Origin of the sequence: Leucobacter chromiisoli (assembly GCF_016522505.1) — a bacterium.
In the GTDB taxonomy this organism is placed as follows: domain Bacteria; phylum Actinomycetota; class Actinomycetes; order Actinomycetales; family Microbacteriaceae; genus Leucobacter; species Leucobacter chromiisoli.
Genome location: NZ_JAEHOH010000011.1, coordinates 70,151 through 86,340, shown reverse-complemented (window position 1 = coordinate 86,340; position 16,190 = coordinate 70,151). Strand labels below are relative to the sequence as shown.

Annotated in this window: 18 protein-coding genes and 1 tRNA gene; 13 read left to right on the top strand and 6 right to left on the bottom strand. The window is 69.5% G+C overall.

Going from position 1 to position 16,190, the window contains the following annotated elements:
* The first annotated feature begins 80 nt into the window (after nt 1–80).
* Nucleotides 81–254 (top strand): hypothetical protein, encoded by a 174-nt coding sequence (locus JD276_RS08985; protein ID WP_200115302.1) that lies wholly within the window; start codon nt 81–83, stop codon nt 252–254.
* Between the two features lie 128 nt (nt 255–382).
* Here the strand turns inward: JD276_RS08985 and JD276_RS08980 are convergent, their stop codons facing one another.
* Nucleotides 383–760 (bottom strand): hypothetical protein, encoded by a 378-nt coding sequence (locus JD276_RS08980; RefSeq protein WP_233615507.1) that lies wholly within the window; start codon nt 758–760, stop codon nt 383–385.
* Between the two features lie 199 nt (nt 761–959).
* Here JD276_RS08980 and JD276_RS08975 point away from each other — a divergent pair, with 199 nt between their 5' ends.
* Nucleotides 960–1,160 carry a hypothetical protein gene (locus JD276_RS08975; protein ID WP_200115301.1) on the top strand — a complete coding sequence of 67 codons (201 nt, stop codon included), beginning with the start codon at nt 960–962 and terminating at the stop codon, nt 1,158–1,160.
* Between the two features lie 71 nt (nt 1,161–1,231).
* On the opposite strand, the gene JD276_RS08970 is transcribed toward JD276_RS08975, so the two are convergent.
* A complete protein-coding gene (locus JD276_RS08970; protein ID WP_200115300.1) occupies nt 1,232–1,417 on the bottom strand; it encodes a CsbD family protein in 186 nt (61 codons plus the stop codon).
* Nucleotides 1,418–1,755: 338 nt separating this feature from the next.
* Between JD276_RS08970 and JD276_RS08965 the strand changes: the two genes are divergently transcribed.
* On the top strand, nt 1,756–1,956 hold the full coding sequence (locus JD276_RS08965; protein WP_200115299.1) for a glycine zipper domain-containing protein: 201 nt from the start codon (nt 1,756–1,758) through the stop codon (nt 1,954–1,956).
* 100 nt (nt 1,957–2,056) lie between these two features.
* Nucleotides 2,057–2,314 (top strand): hypothetical protein, encoded by a 258-nt coding sequence (locus JD276_RS08960; protein WP_200115389.1) that lies wholly within the window; start codon nt 2,057–2,059, stop codon nt 2,312–2,314.
* A gap of 242 nt (nt 2,315–2,556) precedes the next feature.
* On the opposite strand, the gene JD276_RS08950 is transcribed toward JD276_RS08960, so the two are convergent.
* Nucleotides 2,557–2,638 (bottom strand) — tRNA-Leu (locus JD276_RS08950).
* 46 nt (nt 2,639–2,684) lie between these two features.
* On the opposite strand from JD276_RS08950, the gene JD276_RS08945 reads away from it, so the two are divergent.
* On the top strand, nt 2,685–3,293 hold the full coding sequence (locus tag JD276_RS08945) for an ANTAR domain-containing response regulator (RefSeq protein WP_200115297.1): 609 nt from the start codon (nt 2,685–2,687) through the stop codon (nt 3,291–3,293).
* Nucleotides 3,294–3,411: 118 nt separating this feature from the next.
* On the opposite strand, the gene JD276_RS08940 is transcribed toward JD276_RS08945, so the two are convergent.
* Nucleotides 3,412–3,762 (bottom strand): hotdog fold thioesterase, encoded by a 351-nt coding sequence (locus tag JD276_RS08940; protein ID WP_200115381.1) that lies wholly within the window; start codon nt 3,760–3,762, stop codon nt 3,412–3,414.
* A gap of 213 nt (nt 3,763–3,975) precedes the next feature.
* On the opposite strand from JD276_RS08940, the gene polA reads away from it, so the two are divergent.
* Nucleotides 3,976–6,594, top strand: a complete 2,619-nt coding sequence (gene polA / locus JD276_RS08935; protein WP_200115380.1) for a DNA polymerase I — start codon at nt 3,976–3,978, stop codon at nt 6,592–6,594.
* Between the two features lie 232 nt (nt 6,595–6,826).
* Nucleotides 6,827–8,281: a 30S ribosomal protein S1 gene (rpsA, locus tag JD276_RS08930; RefSeq protein ID WP_200115296.1), complete on the top strand. Its 1,455-nt coding sequence runs from the start codon at nt 6,827–6,829 to the stop codon at nt 8,279–8,281.
* Nucleotides 8,282–8,386: 105 nt separating this feature from the next.
* Here rpsA and JD276_RS08925 read toward each other — a convergent pair whose 3' ends face one another.
* Nucleotides 8,387–9,001 carry a DUF4126 domain-containing protein gene (locus JD276_RS08925; protein WP_200115295.1) on the bottom strand — a complete coding sequence of 205 codons (615 nt, stop codon included), beginning with the start codon at nt 8,999–9,001 and terminating at the stop codon, nt 8,387–8,389.
* Between the two features lie 97 nt (nt 9,002–9,098).
* On the opposite strand from JD276_RS08925, the gene coaE reads away from it, so the two are divergent.
* A complete protein-coding gene (gene coaE / locus JD276_RS08920) occupies nt 9,099–9,698 on the top strand; it encodes a dephospho-CoA kinase (protein ID WP_200115294.1) in 600 nt (199 codons plus the stop codon).
* Between the two features lie 60 nt (nt 9,699–9,758).
* Here coaE and JD276_RS08915 read toward each other — a convergent pair whose 3' ends face one another.
* Entirely contained in the window at nt 9,759–10,370 is a 612-nt protein-coding gene (locus JD276_RS08915; RefSeq protein ID WP_200115293.1) for a vitamin K epoxide reductase family protein, read from the bottom strand.
* Nucleotides 10,371–10,619: 249 nt separating this feature from the next.
* Between JD276_RS08915 and JD276_RS08910 the strand changes: the two genes are divergently transcribed.
* The 5 genes from JD276_RS08910 (at nt 10,620) to proB (ending at nt 16,159) form a co-directional block, all read left to right on the top strand.
* On the top strand, nt 10,620–12,983 hold the full coding sequence (locus JD276_RS08910) for an Rne/Rng family ribonuclease (protein ID WP_200115292.1): 2,364 nt from the start codon (nt 10,620–10,622) through the stop codon (nt 12,981–12,983).
* A 176-nt stretch (nt 12,984–13,159) separates the two neighbouring features.
* Nucleotides 13,160–13,468 carry a 50S ribosomal protein L21 gene (gene rplU, locus JD276_RS08905; RefSeq protein WP_200115291.1) on the top strand — a complete coding sequence of 103 codons (309 nt, stop codon included), beginning with the start codon at nt 13,160–13,162 and terminating at the stop codon, nt 13,466–13,468.
* Nucleotides 13,469–13,498: 30 nt separating this feature from the next.
* Nucleotides 13,499–13,753, top strand: coding sequence for a 50S ribosomal protein L27 (gene rpmA, locus JD276_RS08900; protein WP_166323445.1), 255 nt, complete (start codon nt 13,499–13,501; stop codon nt 13,751–13,753).
* Between the two features lie 127 nt (nt 13,754–13,880).
* Nucleotides 13,881–15,389, top strand: coding sequence for a GTPase ObgE (gene obgE, locus JD276_RS08895; protein WP_200115290.1), 1,509 nt, complete (start codon nt 13,881–13,883; stop codon nt 15,387–15,389).
* Nucleotides 15,386–16,159 (top strand): glutamate 5-kinase, encoded by a 774-nt coding sequence (proB, locus tag JD276_RS08890; protein WP_200115289.1) that lies wholly within the window; start codon nt 15,386–15,388, stop codon nt 16,157–16,159. The genes obgE and proB overlap by 4 nt, the downstream gene beginning before the upstream one ends.
* Nucleotides 16,160–16,190: the final 31 nt, after the last annotated feature.

Sequence of the window (16,190 nt, the reverse complement as noted above, 5' to 3'; positions counted from 1 at the left end):
CGTCGAGCGCGGGAGCACCAGCCTGTCGGCGGTGGAGGTTATCCTCCGAAGCGAACCATCCCGGCCACTCGGAGGAGCACATGAGAATACGCGAGATCACCGTTCTCCAGGCGTGGGCCCCGGCCCCCGAGCAGGAGGCCGCCCAGGCGTCCGTGCTCGACGCCATCGACGAACTCGACGCGCAGTACGCCGCGGGCGAGATCGAGCGAGCGGCCTACTTCATCAAGAAGCGAGCCTTCGTGAGGATGCTCTGATCCCATGGCCGTTCCGGCTCCTGCGCGATTCCGATCGAGGCGCGACGCAGGCCGCCGCGCGATGCTCTCGCGCGGCGGCCTGCGAGCGGCGTCGGTCTCCGCGGAGCCCCGGCCGCGTCGATCTCGCCTCAGCTCTCCTCGTCGGGGGTCGGCGTCTCCTCGCCGGTCTCGGGGTGCCGGATGAGCTCCGGGTTCTCCATCCCCCGGCGGGGATTCTCCACGTGGCGCTCCGCCTCGTCCTCCGTCGATCCATCGAGGATCGGGCGGTCCTGCGTCTCACCGGGCGGCGGACCCGACACCGTCCCCGCGCCGTTGCTGGCCTGGAACCTCGTCGCCTCGTGCGGCACGCCGATATCCGTGAGGTACCCGTCGGCGGGATGCTCCTCCACGAAGCGGTCCGGCCGCTCCTCGGTGCCCGCCGAATCCCGATCCTGCTCGGCGCCGGCCCGATCCTGCTCCGCGCGGATCTCATCCTGATCGGCGCGAGGCTTCTGCTGATCCTGCATGTTCCTCTCCCTCCTCGAGGCCTGATGCCGTCGAGACTACTCCGAGTCCGTGCGCCGGGACAGGGGGGTGGTGCCCGGGATCGCGGGCTGGTATCGGGGCCCGCGCTCCGTTCTCCGCGTCTGCTCCCCGGCGGCACCTCCCGGAGGCGGCGATTGCGGACGGGCCGTTCTGGCGGAGAACGGGATCTAGGCTGGAGGCATGCCCGAGAAGAATCGCCCTGCGAGGCGCCCCGCGCTCTGGATCTGCATCGGCGTCGCCCTCGGCGCGCTCCTCGGCGGAGCGATCGGCGCTCCGCTCGGCACCATCGGGGCGGGAGCCGGCATCGGTCTGAGCATCGGCGCGATCGTCGGGTTCATCCTCGCGGTGCCCCGTGAGGGTTCGGACCGGGGCGACCGCTAGCGCGAGGGCGCCCCGCACGCAGAGAGCCCCCGCCGCATATGCGGCGGGGGCTCGGTCTCTTCCGGGGAGGATCAGTCGTCGAGCGCGTCCTTGACGCCGTCCTTCGCCTGCTCCTTGGCGTCCTTGAGCTCGCCCTTGACCTGATCGGCCTTGCCCTCGGCGACCAGCCTCTCGTTGTCGGTGACCTTTCCGGCGGCCTCCTTGGCGTTGCCCTTCAGCTTGTCCATGCCGGCCGAAACCTTGTCCGATGCGCTCATGAGTGCCTCCTTCGCTGTCGGTTACACGTACACCCTGTACACGTACACCCTCGCAGTTCGGACGGCTCCTGCTCAGGGGGTTGCGCAGATCGACCGGTTTCCTCTAAGAGCGAGGCGTCCAGGCAGCGCCGCCGACGCCCGCCGTCTCGACGGCGGCCGTCGGCCTCCTCAGCTCGGTGCGGCTCGGGGCGTCCGGAACCGCGCCCTGAGCGAGAGCCGTCCGCGTCGTCCCTTCGCCCCGGGACGAGGTGGCGACCCCGGTGAAGGCGGGGGCAAAACCTCGCAGCACCGGAAGCACGGCGAACATCACCACGCGCCGCGCGGGTAGCGTTGAGGCCATGAGCGAAGAACCCGAGGACGAGAAGGAGTCCGATGACCGTCTCGCGATGTCGATCGCGATGAGCATCCCCTTCGGAATTATGGCCGGCGTCGTCATCGGGATGATCACCGACAACCTGGGGTTGTGGATCGCACTCGGGTCCTCGATGGGCATCCTCGGAGGCGTGGTGTATGAGACGGCGCGGAAGTCCGGGAAGTAAGGTTCGGTCCCGCCGCCCCCGAACGTCGGAAGAGTGGACGCCCACCGAGACCAGCCGTAGCGTGGAGCGCGTCGACCGCATCCAACGAGAGGAACCTCAGATGTCGATTCGTAGGAAACTCGCCGCCACTGGCGCCACCGCCGCACTCGTACTCGGCGGGGTGTTCGCAGCTACCCCGGCATACGCCGCCAGTCACAGCTGGAGCCCGATCTGGGGTGCCAAGGCGACCTGCCAGATCCAGACCGCGAAGAAGGTGGCGTCGATCAAGCGGCAGAAGCCGATCTCGATCAAGGTGCGGTACACCTGCAAGGAGGTCGATGGATACTACGGCACCTCGATCGACTGGCGCACACGGTAGAACCGTCTGCGGCTCGCGTCTCTCTTGGCCTTCGGGCGGGGGAGGCGGTTTCCTGTGGCCGTCGCGTGGTGTTCACCGACTGCCGCTGGGAGAGCATGATCACCGGGCAGTTCGGCTCCCTCGCGAGGGTCTTGAGCTGGCGGGCGATCTCGCCGACCATCTCGTGCACTGGCAGTGTCAAGGAACGAAGCAGGCCCCGACTGCCCGGTGTTTTCCAGGGGTGTCGGGGCCTCGCACAGGCGTGCCGGATGCGGGACTCGAACCCGCACGTCTTTCGACAAAGCATTTTGAGTGCTCCGCGTCTGCCAATTCCGCCAATCCGGCTCGTCGGGTTCAGCTGGCTCGACTCAGAATACCGTAGGCTGGAGGGGTGAATGACCAAACCAGTACTTCAAGCGCCGCCCGCCGCGTAGTGGTCGCGGAGGACGAGTCCCTGATCCGCCTCGACATCGTCGAGACCCTGCGCGACAACGGCTTCGACGTGGTCGGCGAAGCCGGAGACGGCGAGGAGGCAGTGCGCCTCGTAGAGGAACTGCGCCCCGATCTCGTCGTCATGGACGTCAAGATGCCGAAGCTCGACGGCATCTCGGCGGCCGAGCAGATCAACAAGGATCACATCGCGCCGGTCGTGCTGCTCACCGCCTTCAGTCAGCGCGAGCTGGTGGAGCGCGCGAGCGAGGCGGGCGCCCTGGCCTACGTGGTCAAGCCCTTCACCCCGGCCGACCTGCTGCCCGCGATCGAGATCGCGCTCTCCCGCTTCCAGCAGATCGTCGCGCTGGAGAGCGAGGTCGCGGATCTCGCCGAGCGCTTCGAGACGCGCAAGCTCGTCGACCGCGCGAAGGGCATTCTGAACGACAAGATGGGGCTCACCGAGCCCGAGGCGTTCCGCTGGATCCAGAAGGCCTCGATGGATCGCCGTCTGACGATGCAGGACGTCGCGAAGACCATCATCGACCAGCTCGGGGCGAAGAAGGACTGACGCCGACCGACGCCGCGAAGCCCGCGCGGGATCTTCCGATCCCGCGCGGGCTTCGCGTATCGCGCGGGCTCCACCGCGCCTTGCGCGTCCGCCTCGCACCTCCGCCCCGGTGCGGCCCTCAGCGCTGCCAGGGTCGGTAGTAGTTCGTGATCCTGACCGTCGAGCAGCGGCGCCCCTGCTCGTCGGAGACGACGATCTCGTGCACGGTCATCGAGCGCCCCAGATGCACGGGGGTGCAGACCCCGACGACGCTCCCGGAGGTCGCGGAGCTCGTGTGGGTGGCGTTGATGTCGACGCCGACGGCGACGAAGCCCTCGGGTGCGACGTAGTTGGCGTGCATCGAGCCGAGCGTCTCCCCGAGCACCACGTACGCCCCGCCGTGCAGCAGCATGATCGGCTGCGTGTTGCCCTCGACCGGCATCGTCGCGACCGCTCGCTCCCGGGTGAACTCGATCATCTCGATGCCCATGCGCTCGGCGAGCGCCCCGAGGGTGCGCTGCTCGATGTAGGAGGCGCCGTCCTCGCCCGAGGATGCCTGCAGCGGGGAAGCGTCGGTCACGGTGTCCTCTCTTCAGCGCCTCGCGACCGCACGGTCCGAGATCCGGCGAGGCGCGCAGCCGCCCGAATGTCGGTGGCGGCTTGTAGGCTGTCTGACGTGTCGAATACGCCTCAGCCTACCCTCATGATCATCGACGGCCATTCGCTGGCCTTCCGCGCGTTCTACGCGCTGCCCGTCGATAGTTTCCAGACGCAGACCGGGCAGCACACGAACGCGATCCACGGCTTCATCGCGATGCTCATCAACCTGCTCGGCAACGAGCAGCCCGACGCGCTGGCGGTCGCCTTCGACATCTCGAGGCACTCGTTCCGCACCGAGGAGTACCCCGAGTACAAGGGCACGCGCGGCGAGACCCCGCCCGAGTTCAAGGGGCAGGTGCCGCTGCTGCAGGAGGCGCTCCACGCGATGGGCATCCGCACCCTCGAGAAGGAGAACTACGAGGCCGACGACATCCTCGCCACGCTGGCGACCCGCGGCGCCGAGGCCGGCTATCGCGTGCTCGTCGTGAGCGGCGATCGCGACACGATCCAGCTGGTGGACGACCGGATCACGCTGCTCTACCCCTCGAAGCAGGGCGTGAGCGAGCTGACCCGCTACGACGCCGAGAAGGTGATGGATCGCTACGGCATCCGGCCCGAGCAGTACCCCGAGATCGCCGCGCTCGTGGGAGAGACGAGCGACAACCTGCCGGGCATTCCCCGGGTGGGCGAGAAGACCGCCGTGAAGTGGATCACCCAGTTCGGTTCGCTCGAGGAGATCCTGCGACGCCAGGACGAGATCGGCGGCAAGGTGGGCGAGAGCCTGCGCGAGAACGCGCACCTCGCGGAGCGCAATCGCCGGCTGAACCGGCTCGTGCGCGACGTCGACCTCGACGTGGCGCTCGACGATCTGGCGCGCGGCGACATCGACATGACGGCGGTGCAGCAGGTCTTCGCGAAGCTCGAGTTCCGCACGCTGCTGCAGCGCGTCGGCAAGCTCGCGGGGGCGGAGGTGCCGGTCGCCGGCGCGGCCGCCGTGCAGCTCGCGCCCGAGAAGCCGGAGCCGAAGAACCTCATCGACGAGGAACTCGGCGACTGGCTCGACAAAGCCGATTCCCCGGCGGTCCTGATCTCCCGGGCGGGCGACGGCTACGACGTGGGCCTCGCCACCCCGGACTCCTCGGTCACGCTGCACTGGCGGCCGGGCGGCCGCGACTACGCGCTCTTCGAGCGCTGGCTCGCATCCGACGCGCCCAAGATCCTCTTCGACGCGAAGGCGCAGCTCACGCTCGTCGCCGAGGCGGGCGTCGAACTCGGCGGCATCGCCGGCGACGCGCTGCTCGCGGCCTGGCTCGTGCGCCCCACGGCGCCCGAGAAGACGATCGCCGAGGCGGTGTTCCGCTACCTGGGCGAGCAGGTGCCCGAGGGCGACCCGAACCAGCTCGTCCCCGAAGAGGGCAGCATCGCGGATCAGGCGGAGCTCGCGTGGTACGTCGTGCGCGTGCACGCCGCGATCCTCGAGCGCTTCCAGGCCCGCACGGGCGAGATCTACGCCGACATCGAGCTGCCGCTCGTGCCGGTGCTCGCGGCGCTCGAGCACCGCGGCGTCGAGATCGACCTGCCGCTGCTGCAGGCCCACGAGGGGGAGCTGAAGGCGCGCGTGGCCGCCCTGGAGCAGCGGGCGTTCGACGCGATCGGCCGCGAGGTGAACCTCTCGTCGCCGAAGCAGCTGCAGCAGGTGCTCTTCGAGGAGCTCGACATGCCGAAGACCCGGAAGACGAAGAGCGGCTACACGACCGACGCCGCAGCGCTGGCCGACCTGCAGGCGAAGCACCCCCACCCGTTCCTCGACGCGCTCCTCGCGCATCGCGACGCCAACAAGCTGCGGCAGATCATCGAGACCCTCGTCAAGGCGGTGCGATCCGACGGCCGCATCCACACCACTCTCGTGCAGATCGGCGCGAGCACCGGCCGTCTCGCCTCCACCGACCCGAACCTCCAGAACATCCCGGTGCGCTCGGAGGAGGGGCGCCGCATTCGCGAGGGCTTCATCCACTCCTCCGAGTACGAGACGCTCATGACGGCCGACTACTCGCAGATCGAGATGCGCATCATGGCGCACCTCTCGGGCGACGAGGGGCTGATCGAGGCGTTCCGGCAGGGGGAGGACCTGCACCGCTTCGTGGGCGCCCGCATCTTCGGCGTCGCGCCCGAGGAGGTCACGAACGAGATGCGCTCCAAGGTGAAGGCCATGTCCTACGGCCTCGCCTACGGGCTCTCCGCCTTCGGGCTGTCGAAGCAGCTGGGTATCAGCGCCGCCGAGGCGAAGCAGCTGATGACCGACTACTTCGAGCGCTTCGGCGGCGTGCGCGACTACCTCCGCTCGGTCGTCGAGCAGGCCAAGAAGGACACCTACACCGAGACGATCTTCGGCCGGCGCCGCCCGTTCCCCGATCTTGCAAGCCCCAACCGGATCCTGCGCGAGAACGCGGAGCGCGCCGCGCTGAACGCGCCGATCCAGGGATCGGCCGCCGACATCATCAAGCGCGCCATGATCCAGGTGGAGCGCCGCATGCGCGAGGCCGGACTGACTTCGCGCATGCTCCTGCAGATCCACGACGAACTCATGTTCGAGGTCTCGGAGGGGGAGTGGGACCGTCTCGAGACGATCGTGCGCGAGGAGATGGCAGGTGCGGCCTCCCTCTCCGTGCCGCTCGAGGTGCAGGTCGGGCACGGCCCGAACTGGAACGCGGCCGCGCACTAGACCGGGGTCGCGCAGGTCGTCGCCCTGTTGTGCGGCCATTCGCGACCACCGAATGCCGGGATGGGGGCCGGGCGTGTCGCCTCGACATGCGCTTGATTCCAGGGGTGGTTCCGGGGTAGGCTGAGGTGTCACATTTGTGGCGGCTCAACCCTGTCCATATGCGGGCGCGGAACTGGGGCAACCGCCCGGGCCGCATCCGCCTGACTCCCTGTCCATTCTGGAGACCAATTACATGACGAACGCAACGACCGAAAAAGCAAGCAAGCAGGTCGCGATCAACGACATCGGCTCGGCCGACGACTTCCTTGCAGCGGTCGAGAAGACTCTGAAGTTCTTCAACGACGGCGACCTCATCGAGGGCACCGTGGTGAAGATCGACCGCGACGAGGTGCTCCTCGACGTGGGCTACAAGACAGAGGGTGTGATCCCCTCCCGCGAGCTGTCCATCAAGCACGACGTGAACCCCGACGAGGTCGTTCAGGTCGGCGATCCCGTCGAGGCGCTCGTGCTCCAGAAGGAGGACAAGGAAGGCCGTCTGATCCTGTCGAAGAAGCGTGCGCAGTACGAGCGCGCGTGGGGCGACGTGGAGAAGATCAAGGAGAACGAGGGCGTCGTCACCGGCACCGTCATCGAGGTCGTCAAGGGCGGCCTCATCGTCGACATCGGCCTCCGCGGCTTCCTCCCGGCCTCGCTCATCGAGCTGCGCCGCGTGCGCGATCTCACCCCGTACCTGGGCCAGGAGCTCGAGGCGAAGATCCTGGAGCTCGACAAGAACCGCAACAACGTGGTCCTTTCGCGCCGTGCGCTGCTCGAGGAGACCCAGTCGGCGACCCGCTCGTCGTTCCTCGCGGAGCTCAAGCCCGGCCAGGTGCGCAAGGGCGTCATCTCCTCGATCGTCAACTTCGGCGCGTTCGTGGACCTCGGCGGCGTCGACGGTCTCGTGCACGTCTCCGAGCTCAGCTGGAAGCACATCGAGCACGCCTCCGACGTGGTCGAGGTCGGCCAGGAGGTCACCGTCGAGGTGCTCTCGGTCGAGCTGGATCGCGAGCGCGTGTCGCTCTCGCTGAAGGCGACCCAGGAGGATCCCTGGCAGGTCTTCGCCCGCACGCACGCGATCGGCCAGATCGCCCCGGGCGTCGTCACCAAGCTCGTCCCCTTCGGCGCGTTCGTCCGCGTGGCCGATGGCATCGAGGGCCTCGTGCACATCTCCGAGCTGTCGGGCCAGCACGTCGAGCTCGCCGAGCAGGTCGTGCAGGCGGGCCAGGAGGTCTTCGTCAAGATCATCGACATCGATCTCGACCGCCGTCGCATCTCGCTCAGCCTCAAGCAGGCCAACGAGGGCGTGGATCCCGAGGGCACCGAGTTCGACCCGGCTCTGTACGGCATGACCACGGAGTACGACGAGAACGGCGAGTACAAGTACCCCGAGGGCTTCGATCCCGAGACCCAGGAGTGGAAGGAAGGCTTCGAGTCTCAGCGCGAGAAGTGGGAGCAGGAGTACGCTGCAGCCCAGGATCGCTGGGAGGCCCACAAGAAGCAGGTCGCCGCTTCGCTCGCCGAGGCCTCGACGGCTCCCGCCGCTGCGGCTCCCGCGTCGTCGAACTTCTCGAGCGACTCGGCCTCGGCCGGTGCGCTGGCCGACGACGCCGCACTCGCGGCGCTGAAGGCGCAGCTCGAGGGCAACTAGCCTCCGACTCGACGCACCGAGGGCCCGGTCTCCGCATGGAGGCCGGGCCCTCGGCCGTTGCGTCGGGCATCGCCCGTCGCCCGGTCGGCGGAGGCCGCAGGCCGATCAGCTCCTCGCGGCTACCGGCTGCCGCCGCGCCTCGCGGCGGGCGGCCAGCGCGCGGCGCAGGCGCCGCGCCAGCAGGACGACGATGACCACCATGAGGACCAGCGCCAGGATGGGGGCGAGGACCGCGAGCAGGGTGAGCGCGGCTGCGCCGACATCCTCGAAGAAGCTCATCACGGCCGCGCCCGCTCCGGCGGTGAGCAGATTGAGGAAGGGGCGCGCGAGCGCCTTCAACAGGTGCGGGACGAGCGCGATGGCGATGCCTGCGAGGAACGGCCACACCTGCTCGGACGCGACGAAGGCGGCCGGATCCGTGACGGCCACGGTCTCGCTCGAGGAGCCGGCCGAGAAGACGAGGCCGCCCGACGCGGGCCGGACCACGGTCTGCAGGACGTCGTTCACGGTGTCGAGCACGGGGAACTTGTCGACGACGATCTCGACGAGCAGCAGCACGCCGAGGATCCCGAGGACCCATCCGTTCTCGAGCCACGCCCAGCCGCTCGGCAGGTGCACGAGCTCGGTGTAGCGCGAGAGCAGGCCGACGCCGAGCAGCGGGATGTACGCGTTGAGCCCGGCGGCCGACGCGAGGACGCCGCCGGTGATCATCTCGAGCATGCGACCACGTCCTCTCGCGTCCATCGGAGACGGTCGCCTCCGGCCTCCGCGCCCCCAGTCTACGTCGGGCGAGTCTTCCGTGCCCTAGACTGCGGACGTGGCACTCATCGGACTGACGGGCGGCATCGCCTCGGGGAAATCCACCATCGGCCGTCGGCTCGAGGCCCTCGGCTCGGTGCGGATCGACGCCGATCGACTGGCGCGGGAGGCGGTCGAGCCGGGCAGTCGCGGGCTGCGCCTCGTCGTGGAGCGCTTCGGCGAGGAGATCATCCGCGACGACGGCAGCCTCGACCGCGCCGCGCTCGGCGAGAGGGTCTTCGGCGATCCGGAGGCCCTGGCCGACCTCAACGCGATCGTGCACCCGGAGGTGCGGCGGCTCGCAGAACGACGCGTAGCCGAGGCGCGGGCCGCGGATCCCGACGCGATCATCGTCTACGAGGTGCCGCTGCTCGTCGAATCGGGCGCCGATATGGACTGGGATCTCGTGGTGGTGGCCGACGCGCCGGCTGAGACGCGCGTGCGCCGCCAGGTCGAGCTCCGGGGTCTCGACGAGGGGGATGCCCGACGCCGCGTGGCCAGCCAGGCGAGCGACGAGGAGCGCCGGGCGGCGGCCGATGTGGTCATCGACACGAGCGGCGACGAGGCTCGCACCATCGAGCAGGTGGACGCCCTCTGGAAGCGCCTCACGGCGCGCTGAACGCGCGCCGGGCTCCTCGAGACGCCGTCGAGAGCCGAGCCGGTGAAACGAAGCGCGAGGCTAGGCGCGGGAGAACTCGGCGAACCAGTCGAGCTGGAACTGGGCGATCGCCGCGATGACGAGGTAGCTGACGAGGATGAAGACCCAGCTCCACGAATGCAGCGTCTGGAAGAGGCGACGGGCGGCTGCGCCCAGGGGGACGTCCCCGTTCGCGTAGGGCCGGAAAGCGGTCGTCCACCACAGCGGGATCATCACCGTCCAGACGACCATGCACCAGGGGCAGAGCGTGCCGAGCACGAAGATGCTCTGCGCGGCGAGCCAGCAGATGAACACGAAGCCCCCGAGGAGGCCGAACTGGTACAGCGCCCAGAACCAGGCCCTGAAGCGAGCGCCGGCGAGCAGCGACACGCCCACCGCGATCGGCGCGATGAAGGCGCTCACACCGACGATCGTGTTGCTGAACCCGAAGAGGGAGCCCTGCCACGAACCCATGTTCGGTCCGCAGGTCACGAGCACGCTGATCGCGCAGTTCGGAACGTAGTCGCCGTCGTTCAGCGTCTTGATGTACTCGGTGAGCAGCTCGAAGGAGGCGAACCATCCGCCGGCGCCCAGCACCATGGTGGCCACGGCGAAACCGATGGTGCGGGGCGAGACCCGTGATCCGGAGTGCATAGGGCAGATACTAGTGCGCCTTGCTGCGCGTCCGATGGGCCGTCGTGCCATAATAGGGGCACTGCATCGCGTCGAAGAGACGCAGCGCACGTACAGTCTTCTGGCTGCCGAGAGGCGGCCGCAGGTCGAAGAACGACCGAGCGCGGAGCAGTCACTCCGCGGAAATTGGGAGTTGCGGCGCGGACGTCGCCGCACGAATAGTTTTCCGGTGAGGGCCAGTATCTCCCGGGTATGAGGAGCACACCAGGAATGGTGAATCGAGAGAATCACGACGAGACCACCGAATCGAACCCGGAGGGGGAGCTGCAGCCCGGAGCCGCATCCGCTCCGCAGGAATCGCGGCCCGATGCGCCGCAGGTCGAGGCGGAGCAGCAGGCGGCGAGCGATGAGCTCCCGTCGACCGCGGAAGCGGCGGAGACCGGCATCGGTGAGTCGTCGGAGGGTGCGGAGGCCGCTGCGAAGGACGAGACTTCCGAGCCGCCCCTCGTGCTCCCGCTCTCCGAGATGAGCCCCGAAGAGCGGTTCCGCGCGACGACCCGCCTGATCTTCCTCGCCCCCGACGTGCCCCCCGTCCAGCCGCGACCGCGCCGGGGCGAGCTGCGGCAGCTCGACGACCTGCTCGATCAGCAGTTCTCCCGCGACGAGAGCGAAGACCGGGAATCGGGTTCCAGCCGCCGTCGGAGCCGGCGGCGCTCGGGCGGCGAGCAGCCCGAGGAGGAGCCGGCGCGCCGCCAGCGCACCGCCCCCGTGATCACCGAGCCGCAGAAGGTCAAGGGCTCGACGCGGCTCGAGGCGAAGAAGCAGCGCCGTCGGGACGGCCGGGACGCCGGTCGCCGCCGCATGGTCATCACCGAGTCGGAGTTCCTGGCGCGCCGCGAGTCCGTCGACCGCGAGATGGTCGTGCGCACCACGGCCGACCGGATCCAGATCGGCGTGCTCGAGGACAAGGTGCTCGTGGAGCACTACGTCGCCCGCTCCAGCGAGACCTCGCTGATCGGCAACGTCTACCTCGGGCGCGTCCAGAACGTGCTGCCGAGCATGGAGGCGGCGTTCGTCGACATCGGCCGCGGCCGCAACGCCGTGCTCTACTCGGGCGAGGTCGACTGGTCGGAGTTCGAGGGCGGCAACACCGCGCGCAAGATCGAGAACGCCCTGAAGCCGGGGGATCCCGTGCTCGTGCAGGTCACGAAGGATCCCGTGGGCCATAAGGGCGCCCGTCTCACGAGCCAGATCTCCCTGCCGGGGCGCTTCCTCGTCTACGTGCCGGGCGGCGCCATGAACGGCATCTCCCGCAAGCTGCCCGACACCGAGCGGGCGCGCCTGAAGAAGATCCTCAAGGAGGTGCTGCCGACCGGCGCCGGCGTCATCGTGCGCACCGCGGCGGAGGGGGCCACCGAGGAGCAGCTGACGCACGACGTGCAGCGCCTCACGCGCCAGTGGGAGTCGATCCAGAAGCGCACCCAGAAGGGCGGCGGTCCGGTGCTGCTGCACTCCGAGCCCGACATGCTGATCAAGATCATCCGCGACGTCTTCAACGAGGACTTCCACAAGCTCGTGATCTCGGGCTCCGAGACCTACCGCGTGATCGAGGACTACCTCTCGCAGGTGGCCCCCGACCTGCTGCAGCGCGTCGAGCGCTACGAGAACGACCGCGACGTCTTCGACGAGTACCGGGTCACCGAGCAGATCGCGAAGGCGCTCGACCGCAAGGTCTGGCTGCCGTCCGGCGGATCGCTCGTGATCGACCGCACGGAGGCGATGACCGTCATCGACGTGAACACGGGCAAGTTCGTGGGCTCGGGCGGCAATCTCGAGGAGACGGTGACCAAGAACAACCTCGAGGCCGCGGAGGAGATCGTGCGCCAGCTGCGGCTGCGCGACATCGGCGGCATCATCGTGGTCGACTTCATCGACATGGTCCTCGAGTCGAACCGCGATCTCGTGCTGCGCCGTCTGGTCGAGTGCCTGAGTCGGGACCGCACCAAGCACCAGGTGGCCGAGGTGACCTCGCTGGGTCTCGTGCAGATGACCCGGAAGAAGCTGGGCCTCGGCCTCCTCGAATCCTTCAGCGAGCCCTGCGACGTCTGCGCCGGCCGCGGTCTCATCGTGCACCACGAGCCGGTCTCGAAGCACCGCAGCGAGGGCGGCGGATCCCGCGGCAAGCGGGGCGGCAAGGGCGGTTCGCAGCAGCAGGCCGCCCCGCAGCACGCGCCCAGCCAGACCCACGCCATCTCGGACGGGGCCAAGAACATGCTCGCCCAGGTGGCGGCCTCGACGATCGGCGGAGCGAAGCCCGCCGAGGCCGAGGCCGACCACCAGCGACCGGAGGCGACCTCGGAGCGGGCCCAGACGCCGGCCCACGCTCCGGCCCAGACGCCGGAGGCGCCCTCGAGCGCGCCTGCGAGCCGCGCCGACGACCTGCTCGGGTCGGTGCTGGACGCGTTGCCGGACGCTCCGCCCGCGGGCAGGGGGCGTGCGAAGAGCCGACGGGTGACCACCCCGCCCGTGCGGGGAGGCTCGGGGGCCGTGGCCGACGACGCCCAGGCGGCCCGGCTGGCCCTCGCCCAGGCGCTCGACGCGACGGCGACGGCGAAGCGCGCCGAGGAGCAGTGACACGCGGCGCGCGCTATTTGACCGAAGGCGCCCCTTCGCGATAATATTGAGCGTTGGTGCCACCCCCACGGGTGGCGTTCCGGCGGAGAGACGTCACGTCGCCCGCCCACAGACATCGGACGCGGCGCGTGTCGCCGTTCGACACACAAGACGATCCTCTAAGAAAAGGGTGACAAGTGGTTTACGCAGTAGTGCGCGCCGGCGGCCGGCAGGAGAAGGTTGAGGTCGGTTCGATCATCACGGTCAACCGGGTGTCGGGTGACGCCGAGGGCAAGCTCGAGCTTCCCGCGGTCCTGCTCGTTGACGGCGACAAGGTGACCACCGACGCCGCGGCACTCGCGAAGGTCACGGTCTCGGCCGAGGTGCTCAACGACCTCCGCGGCCCGAAGATCGTGATCCAGCGCTACAAGAACAAGACCGGTTACAAGTCCCGCCAGGGCCACCGCCAGGATCTGACCCGTCTCAAGGTCACCGGCATCAAGTAATCCGCGGAACAACCAGAGGAGTAGAGACCCATGGCACATAAGAAGGGCGCTAGCTCGACCCGCAACGGCCGCGACTCGAACGCGCAGCGCCTCGGCGTGAAGCGCTTCGGCGGCCAGCAGGTGAACGCCGGCGAGATCATCGTCCGTCAGCGCGGAACCCACTTCCACCCCGGCGTCAACGTCGGCCGTGGCGGCGACGACACCCTGTTCGCTCTCGCGGCGGGCGCGGTCGAGTTCGGCGCGAAGGGCGGCCGCAAGGTCGTCAACATCGTAGCTGCCGCATAGGGCCAGCAGCACACGGCGAGGCGGGCTTCGGCTCGCCTTTTGCCGTATATAGAGGTATCGGCGCTGCCCGCCCGGCGGGGGCTCGGCCGCGACGGCCCGACAGACTCGACAGAAGGAGACCAGCCGCATGGTGACGTTCGTGGACCGGGTGCAGGTGCACCTGCAGGCTGGCCGAGGCGGAAACGGCTGCGTGTCGATCAGGCGCGAGAAGTTCAAGCCGCTCGCCGGCCCGGACGGCGGCAACGGCGGACACGGCGGCGACGTCGTGCTGCTCGCCGACCCCCAGGCGACCACGCTGCTCGACTACCATCGCCGCCCGCATCGCAGCGCCGAGAACGGCGGGTACGGCGCCGGAGACAACCGGGACGGCACCAACGGGGCCGAGCTGGTCCTCTCGGTGCCCGTCGGCACCGTCGTGAAGGATGCCGCGGGGGAGACGCTCGTGGACCTGACCGAGCCGGGCACCCGCTTCGTCGCGGCGAAGGGCGGGATCGGCGGCCTCGGGAACGCGGCGCTCGCGAGCACCAAGCGCAAGGCGCCGGGCTTCGCGCTGCTCGGCACCGAAGGGTGGAGCGGCAGTCTCACCCTCGAGCTGAAGACGATCGCCGACGTCGCCCTCGTCGGCTTCCCGTCGGCGGGCAAGTCGAGCCTCATCGCCGCGATGAGCGCCGCCAGGCCGAAGATCGCCGACTACCCGTTCACCACGCTGCACCCGAACCTCGGCGTGGTCCAGGTGGCGGATCACCGGTTCACCGTGGCGGATGTCCCCGGCCTGATCGAGGGGGCGAGCGAGGGCAAGGGCCTCGGCCTCGACTTCCTGCGGCACGTCGAGCGCTGCAGCGCGCTGCTGCACGTGCTCGACTGCGCGACGCTCGAACCGGGCCGCGATCCGCTCTCCGACCTCGAGATCATCAAGCGCGAGCTCTCGGCCTACCCGGTCCCCGAGGGGCAGGTCCCGCTGCTGGATCGCCCGCAGCTCGTCGCGCTCAACAAGATCGACGTGCCCGAGGCCAGGGAACTCGCCGACTTCGTGCGCCCCGAACTCGAGGCGCTCGGCTACCGCGTCTTCGAGATCTCCACCGTCGCGCACGAGGGGCTGCGGGAGCTGAGCTTCGCCCTCGCCGAGCTCGTCGAGGAGGCTCGGAAGCGGGAGCTCGCCGAGGCGGCGGAGCAGCCGCGCATCGTCCTGCAGCCGAAGGCGGTGAACGACGGCGGCTATCGTGTGGTGACGGAGGGCGGGACCTACGGGACCGTCTACCGGATCCTCGGCGCCAAGCCCGAGCGCTGGGTGGCCCAGACCGACTTCACGAACGACGAGGCGGTCGGGTACCTGGCGGACCGCCTGCAGAAGCTCGGCGTCGAGGACGCGCTGGTCAAGGCCGGCGCCACCGCCGGCTCGACGGTGGTGATCGGCCCGGGATCCGGCGTGGTGTTCGACTGGGAGCCGACGGTGACGAGCGCCGCCGAGGTGCAGATGGGTGCGCGAGGCACCGATCTGCGGGTGGAGCAGAACGAGCGCCGCACCAACAAGGAGCGCCGCTCCGAGTACCACGAGCGGATGGACGCCAAGGCGGAGGCCCGGGCCGAGCTCGAGCGCGAGCGGAAGGCCGGTCTCTGGGAAGAGGACGGATCGTGAGCGCGGGAGAGGAACTGCTGGCGGCCCGCCGCATCGTCGTCAAGGTCGGATCCTCATCGGTGAGCGGGGAGAACGCGGGCCAGATCGCCACGCTGGTCGGTTCGCTCGCGAGGCTCTACACGGCGGGGGCGGAGGTCATCCTCGTCTCCAGCGGCGCGATCGCGACCGGCGTGCCGTTCCTGAGGCTCGAGGAGCGGCCCGACGACCTCGCGACCCAGCAGGCCGCGGCGGCGGTCGGTCAGAACATCCTGGTGAACCGGTATCAGCGGGCGCTCAGCAGCCACGACATCATCGCCGGCCAGGTGCTGCTGACCGCTCACGACATGGAGAACCCGACTCACCGTGACAACGCGCGTCGGGCGCTCGAGCGACTGCTGCAGCTCGGCACGCTGCCGATCATCAACGAGAACGACACGGTCGCCACGCACGAGATCCGCTTCGGCGACAACGATCGGCTCGCGGCGCTCGTGGCGCGGCTCATCGGCGCCGACCAGCTCGTGCTGCTCTCCGACGTCGACGCGCTCTACACCGCGCCGCCCACCACCGTCGGGGCGAGGCGCATCGAGCGGGTGCCCTACGGCGATGAGCTGCAGGGGATCCAGATCGGCGAGGCGCAGTCGGGGTGGGGCACCGGCGGGGCGCGGACCAAGGTCGAGGCGGCGAGGCTCGCCACCGACGCCGGCACGGCCGTGCTGCTCACCGAGACGCGACTGCTGCCCGCGGTGCTCGACGGGGCCGACCACGGCACCCGCTTCGCCGCCGCCGGGTAGCCGGCGGTCGTCGACGGCGGCCGGCCGGCGG

What these genes read in the sequence shown, in the direction of transcription:
- JD276_RS08980 (WP_233615507.1), bottom strand. Translation starts at nt 760, where the DNA reads ATGCAGGATCAGCAGAAGCCTCGCGCCGATCAGGATGAGATCCGCGCG.
- JD276_RS08965 (WP_200115299.1), top strand. Translation starts at nt 1,756, where the DNA reads ATGAGCGAAGAACCCGAGGACGAGAAGGAGTCCGATGACCGTCTCGCG.
- JD276_RS08985 (WP_200115302.1), top strand. Translation starts at nt 81, where the DNA reads ATGAGAATACGCGAGATCACCGTTCTCCAGGCGTGGGCCCCGGCCCCC.
- JD276_RS08970 (WP_200115300.1), bottom strand. Translation starts at nt 1,417, where the DNA reads ATGAGCGCATCGGACAAGGTTTCGGCCGGCATGGACAAGCTGAAGGGC.
- JD276_RS08915 (WP_200115293.1), bottom strand. Translation starts at nt 10,370, where the DNA reads ATGCACTCCGGATCACGGGTCTCGCCCCGCACCATCGGTTTCGCCGTG.
- polA (WP_200115380.1), top strand. Translation starts at nt 3,976, where the DNA reads ATGATCATCGACGGCCATTCGCTGGCCTTCCGCGCGTTCTACGCGCTG.
- obgE (WP_200115290.1), top strand. Translation starts at nt 13,881, where the DNA reads ATGGTGACGTTCGTGGACCGGGTGCAGGTGCACCTGCAGGCTGGCCGA.
- JD276_RS08975 (WP_200115301.1), top strand. Translation starts at nt 960, where the DNA reads ATGCCCGAGAAGAATCGCCCTGCGAGGCGCCCCGCGCTCTGGATCTGC.
- rpsA (WP_200115296.1), top strand. Translation starts at nt 6,827, where the DNA reads ATGACGAACGCAACGACCGAAAAAGCAAGCAAGCAGGTCGCGATCAAC.
- JD276_RS08910 (WP_200115292.1), top strand. Translation starts at nt 10,620, where the DNA reads ATGGTGAATCGAGAGAATCACGACGAGACCACCGAATCGAACCCGGAG.
- rpmA (WP_166323445.1), top strand. Translation starts at nt 13,499, where the DNA reads ATGGCACATAAGAAGGGCGCTAGCTCGACCCGCAACGGCCGCGACTCG.
- JD276_RS08940 (WP_200115381.1), bottom strand. Translation starts at nt 3,762, where the DNA reads ATGGGCATCGAGATGATCGAGTTCACCCGGGAGCGAGCGGTCGCGACG.
- JD276_RS08925 (WP_200115295.1), bottom strand. Translation starts at nt 9,001, where the DNA reads ATGCTCGAGATGATCACCGGCGGCGTCCTCGCGTCGGCCGCCGGGCTC.
- JD276_RS08960 (WP_200115389.1), top strand. Translation starts at nt 2,057, where the DNA reads ATGTCGATTCGTAGGAAACTCGCCGCCACTGGCGCCACCGCCGCACTC.